General features: G+C 63.7%; 19 protein-coding genes. 12 read left to right on the plus strand and 7 right to left on the minus strand.

The window, feature by feature from the left end; translation table 11 throughout:
* Window positions 1-58: 58 nt before the first annotated feature.
* The 7 genes from rnpA to AC5RVS_RS02985 all read left to right on the plus strand — a co-directional run bounded on the left by rnpA (window position 59) and on the right by AC5RVS_RS02985 (window position 5,636).
* Window positions 59-463: a ribonuclease P protein component gene (gene rnpA / locus AC5RVS_RS02955; protein WP_493988365.1), complete on the plus strand. Its 405-nt coding sequence runs from the start codon at window positions 59-61 to the stop codon at window positions 461-463.
* A gap of 56 nt (window positions 464-519) precedes the next feature.
* Window positions 520-864: a membrane protein insertion efficiency factor YidD gene (gene yidD, locus AC5RVS_RS02960; protein ID WP_494107043.1), complete on the plus strand. Its 345-nt coding sequence runs from the start codon at window positions 520-522 to the stop codon at window positions 862-864.
* Window positions 864-1,829 (plus strand): membrane protein insertase YidC, encoded by a 966-nt coding sequence (gene yidC, locus AC5RVS_RS02965; protein WP_493988363.1) that lies wholly within the window; start codon window positions 864-866, stop codon window positions 1,827-1,829. Before yidD ends, yidC begins: the two co-directional genes overlap by 1 nt.
* Entirely contained in the window at window positions 1,826-2,392 is a 567-nt protein-coding gene (locus tag AC5RVS_RS02970) for a Jag family protein (protein ID WP_494107044.1), read from the plus strand. The genes yidC and AC5RVS_RS02970 overlap by 4 nt, the downstream gene beginning before the upstream one ends.
* A 49-nt stretch (window positions 2,393-2,441) precedes the next feature.
* Window positions 2,442-3,068 (plus strand): 16S rRNA (guanine(527)-N(7))-methyltransferase RsmG, encoded by a 627-nt coding sequence (rsmG, locus tag AC5RVS_RS02975; RefSeq protein ID WP_494107045.1) that lies wholly within the window; start codon window positions 2,442-2,444, stop codon window positions 3,066-3,068.
* A 249-nt stretch (window positions 3,069-3,317) separates the two neighbouring features.
* On the plus strand, window positions 3,318-4,253 hold the full coding sequence (locus AC5RVS_RS02980) for a ParA family protein (RefSeq protein ID WP_493988894.1): 936 nt from the start codon (window positions 3,318-3,320) through the stop codon (window positions 4,251-4,253).
* A gap of 84 nt (window positions 4,254-4,337) precedes the next feature.
* The gene (locus AC5RVS_RS02985) at window positions 4,338-5,636 is read left to right on the plus strand and encodes a ParB/RepB/Spo0J family partition protein (protein WP_494107046.1); all 1,299 of its coding nucleotides are present in this window, start codon (window positions 4,338-4,340) and stop codon (window positions 5,634-5,636) included.
* Window positions 5,637-9,509: 3,873 nt separating this feature from the next.
* On the opposite strand, the gene AC5RVS_RS02990 is transcribed toward AC5RVS_RS02985, so the two are convergent.
* The 6 genes from AC5RVS_RS02990 to AC5RVS_RS03015 form a co-directional block, all read right to left on the minus strand.
* Window positions 9,510-10,694, minus strand: coding sequence for an N-acetylmuramoyl-L-alanine amidase (locus AC5RVS_RS02990; protein ID WP_493988359.1), 1,185 nt, complete (start codon window positions 10,692-10,694; stop codon window positions 9,510-9,512).
* Window positions 10,695-10,698: 4 nt separating this feature from the next.
* Window positions 10,699-11,025, minus strand: coding sequence for a thioredoxin (gene trxA, locus AC5RVS_RS02995; RefSeq protein ID WP_493978232.1), 327 nt, complete (start codon window positions 11,023-11,025; stop codon window positions 10,699-10,701).
* Between the two features lie 25 nt (window positions 11,026-11,050).
* Window positions 11,051-12,034, minus strand: coding sequence for a thioredoxin-disulfide reductase (gene trxB / locus AC5RVS_RS03000; protein ID WP_493988358.1), 984 nt, complete (start codon window positions 12,032-12,034; stop codon window positions 11,051-11,053).
* A 141-nt stretch (window positions 12,035-12,175) separates the two neighbouring features.
* The gene (locus AC5RVS_RS03005; protein ID WP_493988357.1) at window positions 12,176-13,696 is read right to left on the minus strand and encodes an ABC transporter substrate-binding protein; all 1,521 of its coding nucleotides are present in this window, start codon (window positions 13,694-13,696) and stop codon (window positions 12,176-12,178) included.
* A gap of 92 nt (window positions 13,697-13,788) precedes the next feature.
* Entirely contained in the window at window positions 13,789-15,486 is a 1,698-nt protein-coding gene (murJ, locus tag AC5RVS_RS03010) for a murein biosynthesis integral membrane protein MurJ (RefSeq protein WP_493988356.1), read from the minus strand.
* Between the two features lie 55 nt (window positions 15,487-15,541).
* A complete protein-coding gene (locus AC5RVS_RS03015; protein ID WP_493978228.1) occupies window positions 15,542-16,066 on the minus strand; it encodes an NUDIX hydrolase in 525 nt (174 codons plus the stop codon).
* A gap of 103 nt (window positions 16,067-16,169) precedes the next feature.
* Here AC5RVS_RS03015 and AC5RVS_RS03020 point away from each other — a divergent pair, with 103 nt between their 5' ends.
* Window positions 16,170-17,636 (plus strand): CCA tRNA nucleotidyltransferase, encoded by a 1,467-nt coding sequence (locus AC5RVS_RS03020; protein WP_494107047.1) that lies wholly within the window; start codon window positions 16,170-16,172, stop codon window positions 17,634-17,636.
* 2 nt (window positions 17,637-17,638) lie between these two features.
* Entirely contained in the window at window positions 17,639-18,310 is a 672-nt protein-coding gene (locus AC5RVS_RS03025; RefSeq protein WP_494107048.1) for a histidine phosphatase family protein, read from the plus strand.
* Here the strand turns inward: AC5RVS_RS03025 and AC5RVS_RS03030 are convergent.
* Window positions 18,307-19,512: a DUF418 domain-containing protein gene (locus AC5RVS_RS03030; RefSeq protein ID WP_494107049.1), complete on the minus strand. Its 1,206-nt coding sequence runs from the start codon at window positions 19,510-19,512 to the stop codon at window positions 18,307-18,309. The two genes, AC5RVS_RS03025 and AC5RVS_RS03030, sit on opposite strands and share 4 nt — an antisense overlap.
* Before the next feature lie 716 nt (window positions 19,513-20,228).
* Here AC5RVS_RS03030 and AC5RVS_RS03035 point away from each other — a divergent pair.
* The 3 genes from AC5RVS_RS03035 (at window position 20,229) to AC5RVS_RS03045 (ending at window position 23,149) form a co-directional block, all read left to right on the plus strand.
* Entirely contained in the window at window positions 20,229-20,624 is a 396-nt protein-coding gene (locus tag AC5RVS_RS03035) for a hypothetical protein (protein ID WP_494107050.1), read from the plus strand.
* A gap of 324 nt (window positions 20,625-20,948) precedes the next feature.
* On the plus strand, window positions 20,949-21,209 hold the full coding sequence (locus tag AC5RVS_RS03040; protein ID WP_493988351.1) for a GlsB/YeaQ/YmgE family stress response membrane protein: 261 nt from the start codon (window positions 20,949-20,951) through the stop codon (window positions 21,207-21,209).
* 251 nt (window positions 21,210-21,460) lie between these two features.
* The gene (locus AC5RVS_RS03045; protein ID WP_494107051.1) at window positions 21,461-23,149 is read left to right on the plus strand and encodes a formate--tetrahydrofolate ligase; all 1,689 of its coding nucleotides are present in this window, start codon (window positions 21,461-21,463) and stop codon (window positions 23,147-23,149) included.
* Window positions 23,150-23,151 lie beyond the last annotated feature (2 nt).

Below are 23,151 nucleotides of genomic sequence, written 5' to 3' on the forward strand. Positions count from 1 at the left end.
CGACCCGGCTGTGAGGTTCAGTTCCCGCAGCGGTGTTTTTCGGCCGGCTGGGTAGCGCATGCTTCCCAGCCAGCACCGGATGCGCGCATCGGCGGACTTCTCAACAACTGTACGTTCCGGCGCCCGCTCAGGGCGCCGGAACTTAGTGTTATATGCGGCGGCAGCAGACCCAGCCCGCCCGGCATCTTTTGGCTTCATCGTCTCGAAGGCCGTGGGGAACGCCGTCATCCGCAACCGCGTTAAAAGAAGACTGCGGGAACTGGCAGCAGCCGGGTTAAGGGAGAATGAGTATTCCCGAGGGATCACCGTGGTTGTGCGGGCCCTTCCGGCAGCTGCCAACGCAGACTTCACGGCTTTGGAACTGGATTACCGGAAGGCTCTCAAGGCCGCCCTCGGCAAGTTGACCTTAACGCGCACCGCCACAGCAGAAGCTGCGCACGGAGAGAAGGGAAGAGCCGAATGAGTGCCTGCGCCCATGACGTACCTGTTCCCGCTCATTCTTCCGTGCCCAGGAGGACCATGAGTCCTGCGCAGTATGCGTTGATCGGTCTGCTGCGGGTGTACCGCAAACTCGTTTCGCCCCTGTACGGCCAGGTCTGCCGCTTTTTCCCGTCCTGTTCCGCGTACGCATTGGAAGCCGTGACGGTCCATGGCGCCGCCAAGGGCAGTTGGCTGGCCGTCCGCCGCCTGCTCCGGTGCCATCCTTGGAACCCGGGCGGCGTAGACCATGTTCCGGCGTCTGCATCCTTCAACCTGTGGCTGCAGGAGAACCCTTCCAGAATCCCCCGGATCGTGGAGCTTAACCACCCACTCATTCCGGCCGACGATGAAGGCCGCGGCGCGGCCCGAGGAGCAAATCAGTAATGGACTTCTTAAACACCATCCTGACCCCGTTCACGTGGGTCGTCTCCGGGATCCTGTGGGCATTCCACGCCGGCTTCTCCTGGCTTGGGATGGATCCGGCCAACGGCTGGACGTGGACGTTCTCGATCATCGGGTTGGTGCTGGTAATCCGCGCAGCCCTCATTCCGGTCTTCGTCAAGCAGATCAAGGCCCAGCGCGGGATGCAGGCACTGCAGCCTGATCTCCGGAAGCTGCAGCAGAAGTACAAGGGAAAAACCGACCAGCTCTCGCGTCAGGCCATGACGCAGGAGCAAATGGCGCTGTACAAGAAGCACGGCACCAACCCGTTCTCGGCCTGCCTGCCGATGCTGGTACAGATGCCGTTCTTCTTTGCGCTGTTCAGCGTGCTGAACAACGCTTCGCGCGCCAGCGAGAACGGCGAGGGGATTGGCGCCCTATCACCTGACCTCATTCGTCAGTTCGACGATTCGTCCATTTTCGGTGCGCCGCTTTCCGCGTCCCTCCTGCACGGTGGAGGGGGCGCCCAGCAAGTCTCTGTGGTCATCCTGTCGATCATCATGATTCTGGCGATGACTGCGTCGCAGTTCATCACGCAGAAGCAGATCATGGCCAAGAACATGTCCGCCGAAGCAATGCAGTCCCCGTTCATGAAGCAGCAGCAGATGATGCTCTACATCCTGCCTCTCGTGTTCGGCATCGGCGGCATCAACTTCCCCATCGGTGTGCTGATCTACTGGACAACCACCAACGTATGGACCATGGCGCAGCAGTTCTTCGTGATCCGGCGCATGCCCACCCCGGGTTCGCAGGCTGCCCGCGAACTTGCCGAACGCCGTGCGAAGAAGGGCCTGCCGATGGTACCGCTGCTGGGCGAGCGGAAGACCGAGGCGCCCGCGGCCGATTCCCCAGCAGAGGTGAAAGGCCAGCGCCAGCAGCCACAGCGTAAGAACAGGAAGAAAAAATGAGCAGCGAAAGCGTATCCGAAGTGACCGAAGAACTTTCCGACGACGCGGCTGCGGCGGACGAACAGCAGGAGGACGCTGTATCGAATTCCGCCAAGCGCTTGGAGGAAGAAGGAGATGTAGCTGCGGACTACCTTGAAGAACTCCTCGACATCGCGGACATCGACGGGGACATCGACATTGAGGTCCGTAACGGCCGCACCTACATCTCGATCGTCTCCGAAGAGGAAGACAACGACGCGCTCAAGGCTCTGGTGGGCCCTGACGGCGAGGTCCTCGAAGCACTGCAGGAGCTGGCCCGGTTGTCCGTTCTAACCACCACCGGCAACCGCTCCCGCCTGGTTCTGGACATCACCGGCTACCGCGAAGGCCGTAGCGAAGAACTGCTTAAGATCGCCGAAGACGCCGTCGCCGAAGCCAAGGAAACAGGCCGTGACGTGGCGCTCGAGCCGATGAGTGCGTACGAACGCAAGATCGTCCATGACGCCGTTGCTGAACTCGGGCTGATCAGTGAATCCGAGGGCGAGGGGTCCAACCGGCACATCGTGGTGTCGGTGGAGTCCTGACCTTGTCCGGCGGATCGGTCTGATAGGCAGAGGTATGTCCGTAGTTGAAATGAGCGTGGCGGAGTCCAGAGCGGCTCACGCCGTTTTTGGTGAACGCCTGGGCCTGGCGGAGCGATACGTTGCGCACTTGGCCACTTCCGGCATCGAACGAGGCTTGCTAGGCCCCCGGGAGGTCCCGAGGTTGTGGAACCGGCACGTCCTGAACTGCGCCGTCGTCGCAAACTTGATCGGGCGCGACGCCGCGGTTGCGGATGTAGGAAGCGGGGCCGGCCTGCCAGGACTGACGTTCGCCTTGGCGCGGCCTGACCTGCGGTTGACGCTGATCGAACCGTTGGAGCGCAGGGTCGCCTGGCTCAATGAAGTCATTGAGGATCTCGGACTCGACAATGTCGCAGTGCTGCGGACGCGAGCCGAACTTGCGGGGGACGAAGTCGCAGCGGATGTCGTGACTTCTCGAGCAGTGTCGGCTCTCGACAAGCTCGCCCGCCTTTCCATTCCACTGCTGCACGGCACCGGCGAGATGCTGGCCATCAAGGGCCGCAGCGCGGCTGATGAAGTCCAGAAGGCTGAAAAGGTCATCAGGAAGCTCGGCGGCCGTGAAACAGAGGTCCTGACCGTAGGAGACGATCTCTTGGAAGAGCCGACGACGGTGGTGCGCATCCGGGTTGCTGCTTGACCTATTGCTCCACACACCCACGGAACACCCGTGAATCCGGCCGCGCAACGATAGGCTAAGAGTGGCCGGTGGCGGACAGAGAAAGCGGGCGGAATCCAAGTGGCGATCAACAACACGGTGTCGGGTTTCACGGGGACCGAAGCCGAAGAATCGTCGCATCACGAAGTAACCAAACAACCGAACCCGGTTGCGCTTGACCCCCATAGCGGTCCTGTTTCACGTGAAACCTCCCCTGGGAACGAGGCTGAAATAGCCAACTCCAACATGAAGATAGAGGCTACGGTTCCAAACGTTATGGATTCGATCGACGAAAGCACACCTCTCGCGCAGGAACTGGCGAGCGAAAACCGCAGGCGCGAGAGGCTGAAGGCCAAGGAGCTTCCCCGGCCCGCTCATACCAGGGTTTTGACTGTCAGCAATCAAAAGGGTGGGGTTGGCAAGACCACGACGACGGTCAACATCGCAGCGGCCCTGGCTACGGCCGGTCTCAACGTACTGGTCATCGATATCGACCCGCAGGGCAACGCTTCAACGGCCCTCGGGGTCGAGCATCACGCTGAAGTCGACAGTATTTACGACGTGCTGATCAACGATATGCCGCTGGGGGACGTTATCGCGCAATGCCCCGATATCGCCCACCTTATCGTCGCACCCGCCACGATTCACTTGGCCGGGGCAGAGATCGAATTGGTCTCGTTGGTGGCCCGTGAACAACGCCTGCGCCGCGCCATCGAGGTTTACGCGCAGGAACGGGAGGCCGCCGGACTGCCCAGGCTGGATTATGTGTTTATCGATTGCCCGCCCAGTCTGGGCCTACTGACCGTTAATGCTTTCGTTGCAGCCCAAGAGGTACTGATTCCCATCCAATGCGAGTACTACGCCTTGGAAGGGCTGAGCCAGCTCCTCAAGAACATCGAGATGATCCAAAAGCACCTAAACGCTGGATTGGTAGTTTCGACCATCTTGCTGACGATGTACGACGGACGCACAAACCTTGCAGCCCAGGTTGCAGCCGAGGTGCGCGAGCACTTCCCGAACGAAGTTTTGAGTGCAGTCGTTCCGCGATCGGTTCGCATCTCGGAGGCTCCGAGTTACCAGCAGACGGTGATCACCTATGATCCGTCGTCCAGCGGGGCCCTGTCATATCAAGAGGCAGCAGCCGAAATCGCCGAGCGCGGCAAGTAACTGTGAAGCCGCACCGCAACGGTAGAATTACGCCTTAAGCGAGCTGGCGCATGCCAGCTCGGCGCATGACGGAAGAGGGTCCAGATGAGTGAGAAACGTCGCGGCTTGGGCAGAGGCCTGGGCGCGTTGATTCCCAGCGCTCCGGCAAGTGAGGAGACCGAGCCAACGGAGGGGCAGGCCGCTTCCGCGAAGCGCCGGACCCAGCGCCCCGTAGACGTTTTCTTTCCCGCTTCCAGCAGGAGGGAAGAGGGGGACACCGAAGTCCTCACGACGACCGACTCCGAGACGGTGACAGGATCGAGCGCCGCACAGGTAGCCGAAGTGCTGCGGGCCCCTCGCAAGGTCGGGACAACCACCGCCAAGAAGCCGGCGGCGAAGAAAACCGTAAAGGGCGATTCGGAAGGCGCATCTCTGCGGACGGGCGGCAACGGCGCTGCCGGGCACCCGGACACGTCCGCAAAGGCTAAGAATGTGACAGAGTCGGAGGATAGGCAAGCACTCGAGTCTGACTCAGGCTCGGACGTCGTGTCCGTTTCACGTGAAACGGCCGGAGCAGTCGACCTCGTCGAGGTTCCGGGTGCTACCTTTGCCGAAGTCCTTGTTTCCGCCATTCAGCCGAACCGTAAACAGCCTCGCACCGTCTTCGACGAGGAAGACATGGCGGAGCTGGTGCACTCCATACGCGAGATCGGCGTCCTCCAGCCGATCGTCGTGCGTCCCTCCGATGATGGTGGCGCACAGTACGAGCTGGTGATGGGTGAACGCCGTTGGCGCGCCACCAAAGCCGCCGGCCTGGAAACGATTCCTGCGATCATCAGGTCCACCTCCGACGATGACCTGTTGCGGGACGCGCTGCTCGAGAACCTCCATCGGAGCCAGCTGAATCCGCTCGAAGAGGCCGCGGCCTATCAGCAACTCCTTGATGACTTCGGTTGTACTCATGATGAACTAGCGGACCGCATCGGTCGCTCGAGACCGCAGGTCTCCAACACTTTGCGGTTGATGAAGCTTCCTCCGCTCGTCCAGCGGCGAGTTGCCGCCGGCGTATTGAGCGCTGGCCATGCCCGTGCCCTCCTGGGACTCGTCGATCCCGGAGAAATGGAAAAGCTGGCTCAGCGCATTGTCGCCGAGGGCCTTTCCGTTCGCGCGACCGAGGAAATTGTTTCCCTGAGTGACGGAGTACGCCGGCCCAAACGGGAAAGCAAGCCGCGCGAAGGAGCTCGGCACGAGCGGCTCGACTACCTTGCTACCTCCCTGTCCGACCGCTTGGATACCAGCGTAAAGATCACCTTGGGCGCCAAGAAGGGACGTGTCAGCATCGAGTTCGCCAGCGTCGACGACCTGAACCGCATCATGGACGTACTGAACCCCACGGCGTCATAGCCTGCGTTCCACGTGAAACAATGGGCTCCGTTCCGCAGGACGGGGCCCATTTCTATCGCTCTTAGCGACCGCAAGGCATAGGAACTGTAGGGGAGCGTTGGATTTGGACGAGGGTGAGGGTCCCCTCCCAAACCCACCGCGGCTAACCCCCGTTCAGAAGAGAGTCGGTATCGTCCACGGGTTCGCGCGCGCCGACCGCGTGGAACGTGGCTAGGGAACAGGGGGCGACCCTGTCCGTCCGACTATCGCCAGGGCCTTGACTCTCTACTGGGTAAGCCGTTCGACCGCGTCAAACACTTCTTCGGACGAGATCCGACGATGAACCCCTTATGAAGCTTTGGTTCCAGCACATGACTTAGCTCGGGTACAGTCAGAGAACGTAGAGAACGTGTTTCACGTGAAACCGCCCGGAACAACTTGGCGAGGATCCTCTGCAGACTCGAGGCTTAGCAAGCGGACGGGAGATCGGTACTGTGCTTAGCGGCCAGTCCACCTGGCGCGCATCGCTAGTTCACGTGCTGAGCCGTTCTCCGGGGGAGCAGCGGCACTGCACTGCCCGTGGAGCCTCACCGCTAAGGCAGTGGAACCGCTAGCACCGGCCGTCTGCGATACATCATTCGCCATGAGATGGATGGGCGTCGGGTGACTTCGTGCCGGCGCTAATCGTGTCCTACTTGCCGGGGGGGATAAAGCGCAGATGGATAGTGTGTTTCACGTGAAACCCCGGCGCGTGGCCAGCCTTCGGTTTTGGTTCGCTGGTGGCTTGTGCACAGCGGACGCTGGCCTGCGCAGGCCGACCGCGTGGATCGTGGCTAGGGAACAGGGGGCGACACTGTCCGTCCGACTATCGCCAGGGCCTTCACTCTCTACTGGGTAACCCGTTCGACCGCGTCAAACACTTCTTCGGACGAGATCCGACGATGAACCCCTTATGAAGCTTTGATCTCAGCACACGATTGAGCTCGGGGCCAGCCAGAGAACGTAGAGAACGGGTTTCACGTGAAGCAGCCCGGCCCACATGGCGAGGATCCTCTGCAGGCTCGAGGCTTAGCACGCGGACGAGAAATCGCTACTGTGCCCAGCGTCCAGCCACACGGCGCGCGCGAGTTCACGTGCTGAGCCGTTCGCCGGGGGGAGCAGCGGCACTGCACAGCCTGTAGGGCCCAAACGCGCAGCAAGTGGAACCGCTAGCACCGGCCGTCGGTGAGAAATCCTTCGTAGAGACGGATGCGCTTCGAGTGACTTAGTGCCGGCGCTAATCCTGTTCTACTTGCCGGGGGGATAAAGCGCAGATGGACAGTGTGTTTCACGTGAAACTTGTGGGGCATGGCCACCCTTCGGTTTTGGTTCGCTGGTGGCTTGGGCACGGGGGACGCGGGCCCGGGCACGCCGACCGCGTGGAAGGTGGCTATGGACAAGGGGCCCACCCGTGTCCGTCCGGCTATCGCCAGGACTACGCGTTTTTGCTTGCGGCAGCCGCGCGGCCAGTCAGTGAACACGGTTCGGCGTGTTTCACGTGAAACTGCCGGCACCTCCGTGGAGTGCCTCCTCTGCAGTCTCGAGGCTTAGCAAGCGCACGGATGATCGCCACTTTGTCTAGCGTTCGGTCCGCCTGAGGCGTGCCGGAAGTATACCTGCCGAGCCGTCCGCCGGAGGAGCAGCGGCACTGCACTGCCCGTAGGGCACCAACGCTTGGCAATGGAAGCGCCAGCACCTGCCGTCCGTGAGGCACCCTTCCCTAGGATGCGGGGCAGGGCACCCAGTGACCTTGTGCCAGCGCTATTCGTTTCCTGCTTTCGTGTCGACTAAGTGCAAGGGGACGGTGGGTTTCACGGGAAGCTTTACAGAGGTGGCCGGCCTTCGGCTATGGACGCCAGCGGGAGGGGAAGGTGGGACCTGCTTACCTGCTCCCAGAACGGCGCGGCGCCGCCCCTTGCTGGCTGAGTCGTTCTGGCAACGGGCTACAATCCTCCATGTCTACCGCCGCCGCGAGTGTCGATGCTGTCACGCACCGGAACCGGTAGCTCTCCAGACCGCGTCGGAGGTGTCGCTACAGGAGGTGCGCTTGCAGTACCCAGGACTCGGGATGTCATCGGAGAGAGCCTGGATCGTGGCCATCCATTTCGACCAAAAGGAGCGGTCAGAGGGTTCGGACCTTCCAACCAACTGGGGACAGTGGGGCGCAGGTACCTCACACTCGCGGTTTTGTGCCGGAGCCGGTAGAAAGATGCGCGCTCCTGTCCTGCCCCAGACCGAGATCATCGCGGCATGGCAGCACGTGCGAGCACATGTTGCGTGGTCGAAGTAGTGTAAACGCGTCCCACAACTCACCCAACCGCTGCGCATGGCCAATGTTTCACGTGAAACCGGGGAACGTGGTCTCGTGATTGATCGGTGATCTCCTCCAAGCCCCAGGCAAATGACTCGGACCGCCGGACCAAAGGACCAAGGGACTCTTCCAGCACAAAGGACGTTCTCGGATTCAGCTGCTGCGGCCTGACGATGAGGTACAAGTCATCCGTCTTGCTGTCGTATGAAAGAGGGATGTTTCCCGTGAAACCACCACTGGGCAGAGATGTATCTGTATCAAGGTGGCTGCGACGGCGCCCCAGCGGCTGTTTGGTGGATGGTTTCACGTGTAACAAGCGACTCGCCACAGGATCTAGCTGGATCGCGCGCCAGCGGCAGGTCGATTACGATCCGGGCGCGGTTGTATCAGGCCGCACCCTCACAGGTCATGCACATGTCGTATCGGCGGAGGGATTGTGCAGCGGCCGGAAGCCTTTCACAGCAGCGCGGCGGGTGGCGGACGAAGGGGATGCTCGCCGGGGCCCAAACAGAAGGGGACTGGTGGGACACACCGGCCTTCCAGCTGGCGTCGGATCGTACATAGGTGGTTGGGGAAGGCCGGGCTTCGGGAGCGCCAGGTTCTCACGGGGGAGGGCTTTCCGAAAGGCGGAGCCACTGCTTTGCGACTCTTCGGGGGAGGTCTCGCAGTCGCACACATGACTGGGCCAGGTGTTTCACGTGAAACTTGCTACCATCTGTCGCCGTTTGGCCTGATCAATTATCAATCCGCTGAGGCCAGGGCGCACTCACGGCGTGTTTGGACGCGTAGGCGATGTCGCCGACCCCATGGTGTCGGCCCTCCTATTGACTCATCTTGAACGACTGCGCGCAGGATCGAGCCACAAGCAAACGTTCGCGCGCTGCACCGAGCCAAACTGCGAGCCCCAGGCCGCCGGCTGCAGCTTCGACATACACCGACCGGTGCCACCATGTGAGTGATTGAAATGCTGCGGCTTTGGGAATACCCCCACCGGCGCACTTAGTGACAATTTCACGCGGAACGATGTGACGCATCCGTGTACGGTTCTGGTTTTCGCCTGTAGATGCGTAACCGGATCGGTGAAGGGGCAGCGCCCTTCTTAGACGAAGTGAGGATTAGCGGCGGCATGACCGCGTGCGCCAGTATCCACTAGGACCGCCCAGCTCTGGGGAGCGGGTGAGCCACGCTCAGTGACCGGATCCGGCGCCCTGACTTCGGTCAAGGAAGATGACGTAGTTCCATGGAGAAGTCGAGACTCATGTGGGCCAGGATCAAGCCCCAATCGGGCCGGTCGGCTGCTCCAAGTATCCGGATATGCCGAATATGCGTCCCTGATTGATGGTAGCTGGCGCGGCCCCACGCGAGCCCAAAACTTTGGGAACACATGCGGCGGCAGGTGGGCGCGAGTTAAGACGATGCCGCGGCTTGTAGCAATGCTGTTGTTTCACGTGAAACGTGGCCGAGAGGGAGACAGCGCCCGCCCGTGTTCCACATGAAACCCGACCTTGTTCCACGTGAAACAGGGCAACGCAGCCGACCGGGTGTCAGGTGCCCGGGTTAAACCGCAGGACGTCATCGAGCGCCAGGGTGCCCGTCGGCTCGTCGTCCTCTTCCAGCAGATAGAGCCTCTGAATCGCAATGACGATGGAGTCGGCCAAGACTTGCCGATAGATAGGATCAGCCAGGCGAGGGGAGTCGAAAGGGCTGCTTAAGTAACCAAGATCGAGCTGAACGGACGGTGTGCTGGGGAGGCGCAGGATATCCCAGCTTCGACCGTGAATGCCCAGATTCGTAGACCCCGTGCGAGCCACGATCTCCTTCAGGATAAGTTCACCGGCACGGTGCCCAATGGGGGACCGGACTTCACCTGATTCGGGACGGCCCCAAAAGAACGCACTGACGCCGTTGGCTGCCTCTTGCGGCAACCAGTCACAGTGGATGGCAATGCTCAAGCTCGGGGAAGCCCTCTTGATGAGGTCTGTGCGGTCTACGCCGTCTTGTGCTTGTTTTTCAACAATTTCAACACTGGCGCCGAGTTCGGTCAGGATCTTCTTCACGCGGCCGGCGATGTCGCTGGCTACGAGTTTCTCCGTCAGGCGGCGGCCCGAGGCAACGTCGGGGATGTCAGCCCAGTGCTCCACGCCAGAGCCGGGAGCGATCGTAATAGTCCGGCCGCGCAGCGCCGCAGAGGCCTGGTTGAGTCGTTCGTAATCGCGGAGTGAAAACGCCTGGCTTGGACTGATCGTCCGATTAATTCGGTCCATCGAGGCAGCCAGTTGTTGGTCGGCGACGCCGGAAGGTTCGAGCCCCAGATTCAGTTGCAGTTCGCGGACGGCGTGGTAGGTCCGTTCCCCGTACTCGCCATCAATGTGACCATAGTAAAAGCCGAGGAAAGACAACTGGCGCTGCAGCTCGGTGACATCATCGCCCCGAAGAGGCGATGCATCCAACGTGAACGTCAGCGGACGATCCCCGAGCTTGAACTGAGCCTCCGCCAGGGCTCGCTCGGTTTCCTGGCCGACCACCCCGTCGACCATCAGCCCCCGGTGTTGCTGGAAAGTGCGTACGGCCGCATCCACATGGTCGTCAAAGACCGTTGGGTTGTTTACTTGATCCGGAGCCAAATAGGCCATGGAAACGCCAGCGCGTAGTAGCCCTTCACGAAGGGCTACTACGCGTCGACTTATGTCTGAACGGCGCAGGCTCTGGTCCGCAGCGTCGTTTTCCATCTGGCTAGTTAAGGAACTCAGCGAATTCCTGCTCGATGACCTGCTTCGGCTTGGCTCCGATGGAGGTCGCGGCCACCGCGCCGTCCTTGAAGACATAGACAGCAGGGATGGACGTGATGCCGTACTGGGCTGCCGTGGCGGGGTTGTCATCCACGTTGAGCTTGACGACCTCTACCTTGTCGGAATGCTCAGCAGCAATGTCATCGAGGATCGGCGAGAGCATGCGGCACGGGCCGCACCACTCTGCCCAGAAATCGACGATCACGGGCTTGGCGGACTGCAAGACATCCGCGTCGAAAGTAGCGTCAGTGACATCTTTTGCGTTGCTCATGCTGTTTTCTCCTTCTCCAACAAAATCAGACTGTTGCGGGTTCGGCGACGCCGGCCAAGGTGTCTGCGCGCTCGGCCAGATAGTGTTCCACATCGATGGCAGCGGCGCAGCCGCTGCCCGAGGCGGTAATGGCCTGGCGGTAGGTGGGGTCAATAACGTCGCCGGCGGCGAAGACGCCCGGCAGGGAGGTCCGGGACGACCGGCCCTCGACGGCGATGGTTCCCTCGGGGGTCAATTCCAGCTGATCCTTGACCAGGGAAACCCGGGGATCGTTGCCGATGGCGACGAAGACCCCGGTTACAGGCAGCACTGACTCGGAGCCGTCGACGGTGTTCTTAAGGTTCAGGGCGGTGACCTTCGTGTCGCCTTCGAGGCCTACGACTTCCGAGTTCCATACGAACTTGATCTTTTCGTGTGCCAGGGCACGGTCCTGCATGATCTTAGAGGCACGCAGGGTGTCCCGCCGGTGCACCACCGTGACGGACTCGGCGAATTTGGTCAGGAAGAGGGCCTCTTCCATGGCCGAGTCGCCACCGCCGATCACCGCGATGTTCTGGCCCTTGAAAAAGAAACCGTCGCAGGTTGCGCACCAGCTGACACCGTGGCCGGCGAGGCGCTTTTCGTCCGGTAGTCCTAGCTCACGGTACGCGGAACCGGTGGAGATAATCACCGACCGTGCCAGAAAGGTTTCGCCCGTACCGATGGTGACCTTCTTCACCGGACCTTCGAGTTCAAGGCTTGTGACGTCTTCAAACAGGATCTCGGTGCCGAAGCGCTCGGCCTGCTTTTGGAAGTTCTCCATCAGCTCCGGACCCAAAATGCCGCCAGGAAACCCGGGATAGTTTTCCACGTCGGTGGTGTTCATCAGCTCGCCGCCTGCCTCCACGGAGCTGGCGATGAGCAGCGGCTTGAGGTTGGCACGCGCGGTGTAAACAGCTGCCGTGTAGCCGGCCGGACCGGACCCAACGATGATGACGTCGCGGACGGACGGTGTGGTATCTGTGCTCACTGCCTGCGAACCTCTTCCTCTGATGTTGATGTAAACCTAAGGGCCGGCCACCCCAGGGGGCGGTTAGCCCGGCACTTGTGTCAACGGCGCGTGCCCCCGGCTTATTCCGCACGCTGGCGGCGCAGCCGCCTCCCGGACGGGCTAGGAGACCTCGATCTCCGCCATGCGGATGCCGAACGGCATGCCGCCCATGGGGTTGGACAGCCTCGGCAACTGCGTGAAGTTGATCAGGACGTACTGCGCCTTGGGGGCAGCGCCATCCTGTTCAGGGACCGGAATCGTGGTCTTCTGTGCCGTGAAGCTTCCCTGCGCGACCTGGTCGGCCCCGTCCAACGTCGGTTCATCGTTCAGGAGCACGGAGAAGTTTCCTCCGGTGCCGCTCAATTGCGTCAACACCACCGAACTGATGTTTGAGGACTCTTCCAACTCGACAACCAGCGCCATGTTTCCGGCGTAACCGCCGAACTGGTCTGACGCGTACTGGTAACTTGCCCAGTACGTGGCGGGGTTGCCGTCGATGGCTTCGGGCAGCTTGCCGTCGTTCTCCACGTCCAGTTCCGGCAGGTCCGGTACTTGGCGCGTGAGTCCAGCGATGACCGGCTCGACGACTTCGTCGGCCGGAGCCGCCGTTTCTTCTGCCGCGCCGGTCTCTGCCGGGCCGGACGCGGCCGCGGTTTCGTTTCCGGCCTGCGAGCCGCCGGCGACCGGGCCGCCGCGGAACAGATTCAGCTGGCTCACCGCCACCACGATCGCGATCACCAACAAGACGGCGAGCAATCCGCCCACCAACAACCGGGACGACCGCGGGCTGTTGCGTTCCTCGTCGTCATATTCGTCGTACTCGTAGTCGTCCGCCGCAGGTTCGCTGCCGGTGCGGGCAGCAGACGGGAACATGCCGGCTGACCGCACACCGGTCTCGTCGTCGTCCCCCGGCCACAAGCTGACTTTGGGCTTGTCTGCCGGAGCCGGGGCGGCAGCCGGCCGGCTAGCCGCCGGAGCCTGCCGCGAGACCGGAGCCGTGGAGGGGCTCGCGACCCGTGGGGCCGGGGGCGCCGAGGGAGGCGGCGGCACGTTGGCGCCGGCAGCTGCCGCGGCGGCCGCAGCTCCGGCAGCGGACCCGGCGCCGGGGGCCGCTGCTTCGGGACGGGCGCCGAACCGGGTCTTGATCCCTTCGGCCCCGTTCCTGCCCAACTTGGGCAGGTCGAGTTTATTCAGCCTCTCGCGCAGGCTTTGCCGAGGCTCGTCGTCGTAGTCCTCATATTCGTCCTCGTACGGCTCCGGCTCGGTGGAGCGCGCCTGGCCGAAGATCTCGGAACCGAGTGTGTCGGTGAAGAAAGGCTCCACATACGGTGCGTCCTGCTGAATGACCAAGTCCAGCAGGTCGGCCGCCTGCGCCTCGTTGGTCACCAGGTAGGTGAACCCGTCGGCATTGCCGAGGTCCAGCACCTGGACGTTTCCCAACCGCTCGCCGGTGGCGATTTCGCGGGCGCTCATGGCGACCTGGCTGGCATTCTCCGGTGCTGCCACCAGGATGCTGACGGGCCGGTTGAGCACCTGGTCCACGCCGTCGAGGACCAAATCGTTTTCTGCGGAGGCAAGCACTTGGGCAGTGACCTTGTAACGGCCACCAAGCAGCATGCCCACATCAACTGGCTGCGGCACTAGTTCCTCCCGGCGAATGTCCTGGGCAGGTGCCCGTGACTAGATAATTTGGTTTCCATGCTAGCCGGTGCCGGAGTCGATACCCGCTTCTGTCAGGCGCGTCCGGGCAACCGTTTAAGTATCGGCCGCAGGAACTCCTGCAGCTCGTCGACCCGAAGCGCGCGCAGGAGCAGCAGGTAAACCGCGGCCATGACCATTCCGACGACGGCGATGGTCACCATGGCGGCGACGATGGACTGCCACGCGAATCCGCCGGTAGCGTAACCGCCGAACAGCCACAGCACTGCTGCACCCGCTAAACCGGAGCCCAGTCCGGCATAACCGAGGCGGATGTAGGTATCCACGACGCGGCCCGCGCCGTAGTCGCCCAGCCGGCGGCGGGCGAAGTAGTGGGCAAGGACCGCCGAGACCACGTGGAACACCGTGAACAGCAGCGCCAGCGCGTAGACCACCCAGGTGGGATCAATCAACCAGGCGATCAGCACGGCCAGCACCACCGACGCGCCGGAGCAGATCGCCTGCATGATCAACGGCGTCCTGGCGTCTTCCTCCGCATAGAACACGCGGCCCAGGAAGAAATAGATGCTCATGAAGGGCATGCCCGCCGCCAGGATGGCGAGGACTTGACCCATCGACGCCGCGGAGGCCGCCGCTGTCGGGCCCGATCCGGCAAACAGCCGGGCCAGCGGCCCGGCCAGCACAACCACAGCGGCAGACCCGAAGACGCTGGCGACACCGATGGTGCGCAGCCCCGAGTTCACGGTGTGCCGGACGTCGTCCACCGCACCGATGGATTGCTGGCGGGACAACTGGTTGAACAGCACCGTGGCCACCGAGAGGACGAAGACCGAATGCGGCAGCATGGCGATCAGCTGGGCGGTATTCAGGGCGTACTCGCCGGGGACCGAGGCGCCGGACCCGGCCAGCTCGGCGCGCGCGGCCGTGGCGCCCGAGGCGATCGACCCATAGAAGAGATACGCGGAGTTGGCGATGACCATGGTGGCCAGGCTCCACAGCGCGACCTTTCCGGTGGCTGCGAAGCCCATGCCGCGCCAGCCAAGCTTGAGCTTCAGGCCCAGCCCCAGCCGTCCCAGTGGCCACAACAGGATGAGTGCCTGCAGCACGATGCCCAGAGTGGTGCCGCCGGCCAGCACCATCGTCTGGTCACTGGTCCAAAGCTCCGGGTCGTCCTTGGCGGGCAGGTAGCGGCCGTACAGGGCTATGTACAGCCCCAGCGTGCCGATGGCGACGACGTTGTTCAGGGCAGGGGCCCACATGTACCAGCCGAACCGGCCGTGGGCGTTGAGCACCTGGCCCACCACGGCGTACAGCCCGTAGAAGAAGATCTGCGGCAGGCACCAGATGGCGAAGACGGTGCCCAGTTCCAGCATCACCGGGGTCCAGTCCCGGGTCAGGGCGGTGATGATCGGCGCGGCCAGCAGCGTCGCCAGCAGCGCGATCCCGGCCAGCACCAGCAGCGTCAGGCTCAGCAGGCGGCTGACGAAGTCCGCGCCGCCGTCGCTCTTCTGGCTGGCCTTGATGATCTGCGGCACCAGCACCACGTTGAACACCCCGCCCGCCAGCAGCAGGTAGATGATGTTCGGGATGGTGTTGGCCTTCTCGAAGATGTCGCCCATCGTCGTGTTGGCGCCGATCGCGACCGCCAGCAGGGCGGTGCGGACGAATCCCAGGACGCGGGACACCATGGTCCCGGCCGCCATGATGGCACTGGACTTGGCTGTGCTGTGCTGCGCGGGCGCGCTGGGGGAGGGGGTCTGGGTCTCGGACATCGTCCTCTATGTTCTCACCTGAAACCGGGCGGATCGCCGGACCCGGCGCACGGGCTTACAGGTGCCCGGGCAGGACTTCCCGGGCCAGGTCCACGATCCGCCGCTCGTTGGGGAAGGACAGCTTTCGGCCCAGCTCCGCCAGCGGAACCCATGCCACGTCTACGGCCTCATGGTCCGGATCATTCTCGATGGTCAGCAGGCCGCCGGTGGCCTCGAGCAGGAAGTGGTGCACGGTCTTGTGGACCCGGTGGCCGCTGACGGTGAACCAGTAGTCGATGCTGCCCAGTGTGGCCAGCACGCGCCCCTTGATCCCTGTTTCTTCCTCGACTTCCCGCACTGCGGCCTCTTCGTTGGTCTCCCGGCCCTCGGGGTGGCCCTTCGGGAGGCACCACTCAAGCCGGCCGCCGCGGTTGAAGCGGGCGATGATCGCCACGTTCAGGTCCGGGGTCGACGTATCGACCACCACGCCGCCGGCCGATATCTCCTCCACGGTGGGCAGCGAATGGTGTCCGGGCGCGGCGCTGCCCACTGACGCTGTCAGCGGGGTGCGCTTCGGGGCGCTCGGAACCGGGTGTGCCATGCAGTCCACTCTAACGATTTTTGTAACGGCCCGATGATGCCGGGGCCGAGCCGCCGGGACTTTGTTAAACATCGCGCCCGGCATCTGGCACGCTTAAGTCACTATGGTTCACCTTTTTGGTTCGCAGTTCGCATCAGCACCCGGTTCCAGCGTCCCGTCCCTGCCGTTGCCGGACGTTGTGATCGAACTGGGAGAACTGTTCGCAGCAGCGGGCCACGAACTCTCGCTGGTCGGCGGCCCGGTGCGCGACCTGTTCCTGGGCCGGATCTCCCCGGACCTCGACTTCACGACCGACGCCGATCCCGATGCCACCATCGCCGTCGTCAAGAAGTGGGCGGACAAGTTCTGGGAGATCGGCCGCGACTTCGGAACCATCGGCCTGCGCAAGGGCCAGCACATGATCGAAGTGACCACCTACCGGGCCGAGGCCTACGACCCGGATTCCCGCAAGCCCGTGGTGGCGTTCGGAACGTCCCTGGAGGACGACCTGTTCCGCCGCGACTTCACGATGAATGCCATGGCCCTGCGGCTGCCGTCGCTGGAACTGGTGGATCCGTATGGCGGCGTCAAGGACCTCCACGCTGGCCTGCTGCGCACCCCGGGCGCGCCGTCGGCGTCGTTCTCCGATGATCCCCTCCGGATGATGCGTGCGGCACGGTTTGCCGCCCAGCTCAACGTCACCGTGGCACCCGAGGTGGCGGCCGCGATGACGGACATGGCCGGGCGGATCGAGATCATCTCCGCCGAACGCGTCCGCGACGAACTGACCAAGCTGATCAACGGCAAGGACCCGCGCACCGGTGTGGACCTGCTGGTGGACACCGGCCTGGCGGATTACGTGCTGCCGGAGGTCGCGGCGCTGCGGCTGGAGATCGATGAGCACCACCGGCACAAGGACGTCTACCAGCATTCGCTCACCGTGTTGGAGCAGGCCTGCACCTTGGAGACGGACGACGACGGCGCGGTGCCGGGTCCGGACTTCGTCCTGCGGTTCGCCGCCCTGATGCACGACGTCGGCAAGCCGGCTACCCGTCGGTTCGAACCCTCCGGTGCGGTCAGCTTCCGCCACCACGACGTCGTGGGCTCCAAACTCACCGCCAAGCGGATGAAGAAGCTGCGCTTCGACAACGAGACCATCAAGGCGGTGTCCCGGCTGGTCGAACTGCACATGCGTTTCTACGGCTACGGGGAGGCGGGGTGGACGGATTCGGCCGTCCGCCGCTACGTCAACGACGCCGGACCACTGCTGGAGCGGCTGCACCGGCTGACGCGCTCGGACGTGACCACGCGGAACAAGCGCAAGGCGGAGCGGCTCGCCTTTGCCTATGACGACCTGGAGCAGCGGATTGCCACGCTGAAGGAGCAGGGGGAACTGGAATCCGTTCGTCCCGACCTGGACGGAGCCCAGATCATGGCGCTGCTCGGGATCAAGCCCGGCCCGCTGGTCGGCCGCGCCTACAAGTTCCTGCTGGAAGAGCGGCTGGAGAACGGTCCGGCGGCGCAGGAAGAGGCAGAAGCAAAACTGCTGGCCTGGTGGCGCGGCCAGCCGGAATACACGGAGCAGGCTTAGCCATGACTGTGGATGGTCCGCATGATTTTCCGGTGTTGTGGCTGATGCGCCACGGCGAAACCGAGTGGTCGCGCGACCACCGGTACACCGGGTTGGCCGACCTGGAGCTGACTCCGGCCGGGGTCCAGCAGGCCCGCGACGCCGCGGTGAAGCTGGCGGGAGTCCGGTTCCACACCGTTTTGACCTCCCCCTTGGTGCGTGCCCGCCGGACGGCCGAACTTGCCGGCTACCCGGATGCTGAGGTGGTGGCCGAGGCGCATGAATGGGATTACGGAGACTATGAAGGTCTTCAGAGCGCCGCCATCCGGGCCAAGGATCCCTCGTACCTGATCTGGACCCACGGCGTCCGCGGCGGCGAGTCCCTGCAAGAGGTGGCAGATCGCGCCGACCATGTGATCGCCAAGGTGCTGGACAGCACGGCAGGGTCTCCCTTCGACGGCCAGAATCCGGGGGGCGGCACCGCTCCCACGCCTTCGCTTCCGACCCCTTCGTCCGAACCGCCAGGGCCCCGGCAGGTCTTGCTGGTGGCACACGGACATTTCCTCCGTGTGCTTGCCGCCCGCTGGCTGGGTCTGGAACCCGTCGCGGGCCGGCACTTTGTCCTGGAAACCGCTGCCGTCTGCCGGTTGGGCTGGGACAAGAAGACGCCCGCGATCGCAGGCTGGAACCTCTAACGGAGCATGGCCGGACGCCGCCAGTAGGTGAGGCAGCGCAGCAGCCACTCCAGCGGCCCGTACCGAAACCTCTTGACCCACCAGGCACTGGCCAGCAGTTGGGCCACAAAGAGGAGCGCCGCCACGCCGAGCACCGCGTGCGGGGCCAACCGGCCGGTCAACGCCAGCCCGAAGCCCGTGAAGACCAGGCCCATCAGCACGGACTGTCCCACATAGTTGGTCAGCGCCAGGCGGCCGGCGGGGGCCAGCACGGTGCACAGGGCACGTCCGGCCGCAGTGCGGAAGGACAGCAGCAGCGCACCGACGTATCCCACCGTCAGCAGCGGCGCCGTCAGCGTGGAAATGCCGAAGGCCACCACGGTCATGGCTGCACCGCCGACATAATGCTGTAGCCACGCCTGCAACGCAGAAGCCGCCAGCCCGGCCGGCAACGCCACCAAAGCCATGCGGCGGAGTGTGCGTTCTGCGATGCCGTGCTCAAAGAGCCGTGCTTTGGCACACGACATGCCGAGGTAGAACGCGCCGAGGGCAATCGGGCCCTGGAGGAGCACGGCAGTGGGCTGCGACAGCGGGTACAGCGACGCGTTCTGGGCCAGAACGTCGGCGGGAGAGCCGGCCAGCCCGAACGCCGGGGCGGCCCCCGCCGCGGCACTGCCGCCGGATGGCCCCGCGGCTGCCGAGACCAGTCCCAGCAGCACGATGAACACTCCCATGCAGCCGATGACTGTCGCGCCGGCCGCGGCTGCGGCCGGCGCGGGAAGCGTCCGGGTACAGAGCAGCACCAGGCCCAGCAGGCCATAGGCGAGCAGGATGTCCCCGTGGAACAGGAGCAGGCCGTGTAGCAGCCCGAGGACCACGAGGCCGGCTGCCCGGCGCACGGTCCTGGTGACAACCGACTGGCCGTCCGCCACGGCGGAAGCCCACTGCAGGACGAAGCTGTAGCCGAACAGGAAGGAGAACAGGATGTAGAACTTGGCCTCGAACAGGAGGCTGACCGCAAAGCACACCGCGGTGTCCGCAGCGGATTGGAACTCCGGGCTCGAGCCGCCCGTGACGGCGTACGGGTCGGCGAAGTACCAGATGTTCACGCACAGGATGCCCAGCAGCGCGAAGGCCCGCAGGGCATCAAGTTCGTTGATGCGGGCCGGGGCCTTCGAGGCCGCAGGTCCGTTAACAGGTCCTGGCGGAACTCCATTTTCCATGCCGTTGTCCCGTCGGGGTGGGTGCTCGCATCCGGGTCCAGTCTAGGAACCCTGCCCGGCTTCCGGAACGGGCGATAATCCGGGGGCGCAGCCAGCCAAGGCGAGAACCGAACCGGTGGGCCTTTGACAGGGGCAGCCCGCCGTCTCAAGGGGGGCGCTGCCGTCGTTATGCGGCGTGTTGCGGGCGACACGCCGGTGCAACGGGGAAATGCGCAATAAGTTCCCTGGCGTGGCTAGGCAGAAGCAGCAGCAATCGGGTACGTTGGACGAGTCCGATTGAACTTTCTCAATCAGGGGCTTCAACTCGGACACATCTATTGGCGCTATGAGGAAAGGGAGGTGGGAATCGTGAATATAACCAAGACGCCGGGCGGAGTGTTTAACTCCTTCGCCGCGCTCCGACGACCCGCCTCCGCCATTTCTGCGCATTAGAACTTCGCTGATTGGGCCGGTTCAAGTCTTGATCCGCTGCCGTATGTCGATCACCGCTCTTCTCTAGCTCTCCCGCGCGGAGGCCTCACCTTCTGCCTTGAGGACTTCGCTATAGCACTCTTACCGCATTACCCGCTGCCGCCGCGGCGACCTCCGCTGCTGCTTCGAGCACGGCCATGGGCCCCGCCCCGGCAACGGCAATCCCCATGGATACCGCCATGCGTCCTGCCCGAAATCCAACCCAATCCGAAGAAAATTCCGCCGATCCCAGAGAGGAACCCCTCATGAAACCGCTGGATGCAGCCGTATTGCCTGCACCGGAACGATCCATCCGCCCACCCGAGCCAACGCAGGCCCGGGAAGGGGAGCAGCGCGGCCACGGCGAGGTGATCACCGCCGGAAGCCTGCGCGACCTGGACACCCGCGGCGACAGTCCCGGCGATGCCGGTGTCGATGCCGGGAGCCCGGGTTCCGCCGGGCCGGCGCAGGACAGCGGGAAGCGCTCCGCAGAAGAAGCGGGCATGCCGAGCTACTTGGCCAGGCAGGAGGTGAATGCCATGATCCGCAAGCTCCGCCAGAGCGTCTCGCTGTGGAAACGAATACAGAACGTGCGTGTTGACGAACAGCGCTTGGAACAGGTGCGCGACGAATTGCTGTCGCACCGGCAGTTCATCCGCTGAGTTCCAGCCGGCAAGTGCAAAATAAATACGCCGTCCTGTAGGGGACACATCCGCGAGGAGGATCCGATGAGTCGCATTGGACCCGATGTAGCTTCAGGCCCGCGCCCGGGTTGCTCCGAGGCGCGGGCCTCGGCCTTTAATCACCTCCGCCCTAAGCATTTGTCGATGATTCAGTGCTGCGGTGTTTCATTGATGACCACCGTCCCGGAGGCAGCGCGGCAGCGTCATCTGAGCGACGCCTGACCGATGCCGATCAGATGAAACGTTTTGCAACCGATCACTAAGTATGCTTATTGTGGTTTCATCGCAACCTGAGGAGGCAACATGATCGGTTTCATCATTGCAGGGCTGGTTATCGGCGCACTTGCCCGCCTTATCAAGCCCGGAAAGCAGAACCTAGGGCTCCTGGCCACGCTGCTGCTTGGCATAGTCGGAGCAATCATTGGTGGTGTCATCGCGAACCTGCTGGGCACCGGCGACATCTTCGAACTGAACGTGATTGGATTCATCGTCGCCGTCATTGCTGCGGTGCTTCTGATCGGTGTAGCAGAAAGCCTGTCCGGTCGTCGGGCTGTCCGCCGCTAACGGCTGCAAATAAAAACGGAAATGGCCTGCCGCGCGATCATCGCGCGGCAGGCCATTTTTGTTGGCGACCGAAGAGTTGGGAGATCCAAGGTGCGGCGATTCGCATCATTGCTTCCTGCCAGCTCACCAGGCTTCGTTCTGCGGCTTCGCTTCTCCCCCGACGAGACCGGTGACGACGGCCTTCTTGGCTGATACGTTGGCTGTGGCGGCGCTGCCGCCTGTTTGGCTTATGCGAAGGAAGAAGGACGACGATGTCTGAACCGGCTCCGCTGACCGACCTGGAGATTGCCCGGCGCGCCACCTTGCGGCCCATTACCGACATAGCCGACGCCGCGGGCATCCCGGCGGACGCTCTCGAGTTCTACGGCAGCTACAAGGCGAAGGTTGATCCCGCCAAACTGGGGGAGGGCCACAAGGAACCGCGCGGCCAGGTGGTCCTGGTGACCGCTATGTCGCCCACCCCGGCCGGTGAAGGCAAATCCACGCTCACGGTGGGCCTGGCGGACGCCCTGGCCAGGGCCGGGCACAAGACCATGGTGGCCATCCGTGAACCTTCCCTCGGCCCGATCCTGGGCATGAAGGGCGGGGCAACCGGCGGCGGCTATTCGCAGGTGCTCCCGATGGATGACATCAACCTGCACTTCACCGGAGACTTCCACGCCATCACCTCGGCGAACAACGCGTTGATGGCGCTGGTGGACAACCATATCTACCAGGGCAACGCGCTGGGCATCGACCCCCGCCGGCTGACGTTCCGGCGGGTGCTGGACATGAACGACCGCGCGCTGCGCCAGGTAGTGATCGGACTGGGCGGGCCGACGCAGGGGGTGCCCCGGGAAGCGGGCTTCGATATCACTGTCGCCTCCGAGGTCATGGCGGTCTTTTGCCTCTCGTCCGACCTCGCCGACCTGAAGGCCCGGCTGTCACGGATCACCGTCGGCTACACCTACGACCGCAAGCCCGTCACCGTGGCAGACCTGGGTGTGCAGGGCGCGCTTGCCATGCTGCTCAAAGACGCGATCAAGCCGAACCTGGTCCAGACCATCGCCGGCACGCCCGCCTTCGTGCACGGCGGCCCGTTCGCCAACATCGCCCACGGCTGCAACTCGCTGCTGGCCACGCAGACCGCCCGCCGGCTCGCCGACGTCGTGGTGACCGAAGCCGGGTTCGGGTCCGATCTTGGCGCCGAGAAGTTCATGGACATCAAGGCGCGCGCCGGCGGTTTCGCGCCGTCCGCCATCGTGGTGCTGGCCACCATCCGGGCGCTGAAAATGCACGGCGGCATCCCCAAGGAGCAGCTGAAGGAACCGAACCTGGACGCCGTGCAGGCCGGCATCGCCAATCTTGAGCGCCACGTGGACAACGCGCTCAAATTCGGACTCACGCCCGTGGTGGGCATCAACAAGTTCACCACCGACAGCCCGGAAGAACTCGACTGGGTGCTGGGCTGGTGCCGGCAGAAGGGCGTTGAAGCAGCTATTGCCGATGTCTGGGGCCAGGGCGGCGGCGGCCCCGGCGGCGATGCGCTGGCCGCGAAGGTGGCCCACGTCCTGCAGCAGCCGCAGTCGTTCTCCCCGTTGTACGACCTGGACCTGACCGTGGAGAAAAAGATCGAGACGATCGCCCAGCAAATCTACGGGGCGGACCACGTGGAGTTCACCAGCCCGGCCCGCAAGCGGCTGGCCGAAATCGAGGCGAACGGGTGGGGCAAGCTTCCGGTGTGCATGGCCAAGACGCAGTATTCCTTCACCGACAACCCCTCGATCCTGGGGGCGCCGAGCGGCTTCAGCATCACCGTGCGGGACCTGATCCCAAAGACCGGGGCGGGTTTCATCGTGGCGCTGACCGGCGACGTCATGACCATGCCGGGCCTGCCGAAGGAACCGGCGGCCGGCCGGATGGACGTGGACGACGACGGCGTCATCACCGGACTCTTCTAGCC

It is taken from the genome of Arthrobacter sp. Y3221048 (genome assembly GCF_059092685.1).